Annotated in this window: 1 protein-coding gene; it reads right to left on the minus strand. The window is 49.2% G+C overall.

What is annotated here, in order from left to right; genetic code table 11:
• Positions 1–178 precede the first annotated feature (178 nt).
• Positions 179–865, minus strand: a 687-nt coding sequence (locus tag Q4492_RS15635) for a pyrroloquinoline quinone biosynthesis protein PqqB (RefSeq protein WP_303419853.1), incomplete at its 5' end; no start/stop codon positions are given.

Genomic DNA, 865 nt, shown 5'->3' on the forward strand with positions numbered 1-865 from the left:
CCACGAATCTGTTCGGGGGTGCATTTACCGTCATACATGGCGATATGGTAAGGGTGTTGCGTATGATAAAAATCGCCTTTCGCACGTAGCGCCGCTTCAAACTCATCGCGGCTCATCGGCTGTTTATCGCTTGCGTTGCTTGTCATAATTTATATGGCCTCTACACATCACTGGTAGGCTAAAGCTCTATGGACATACCGTCGTAAGAGATCTCTATACCATGGGAAAGGACTTCTGCATGCTCTGCAGAGTCTTCATCCAGTATCGGGTTGGTGTTGTTTATATGAATCAGTACTTTGCGCGGTTTTTCTAGCGTATCTAAGTACTCGATCATGCCACCCTTCCCTGACTGCGGTAGATGCCCCATTGCCACGCCGAGCTTGTCACCGACACCGGTCACTATGAGCTCGTCTTCCTGCCAAATAGTGCCGTCAACAAGCAACACATCTGCAGATTCCATATACGCGCGTAGATGAGGTTCAATCTGACCTAAGCCAGGTGCATAGAACAATTTTTTACCTGTGCGGGTATCTTCGATTTGCATACCGATATTATCACCCGGGTGCGGATCATCACGGTGAGGCGAGTACGGAGGCGCACTGCTCAACAACGGAACCGCGGTCAACTTCAACTCAGGCACCTGGGGAATGACAAACTCATTCGCCTCATCACCCTCATTGATTGGAATGCGGTTAACATGGTTACCCCCATTCCAATGTTTAAGCATATTTAACGTAGGAAAACCTGAGGTCAGATCCTGCTCAACCATCTCGGTGCACCAGATGTTATGGGGGCAGCCTTCACGCAGCATCAATAAGCCGGTGGTGTGGTCGATCTGACTATCCATATAGACGATCGCAGCAAT

The organism is Neptuniibacter sp. 1_MG-2023, from assembly GCF_030547185.1.
Classification (GTDB): domain Bacteria; phylum Pseudomonadota; class Gammaproteobacteria; order Pseudomonadales; family Balneatricaceae; genus Neptuniibacter.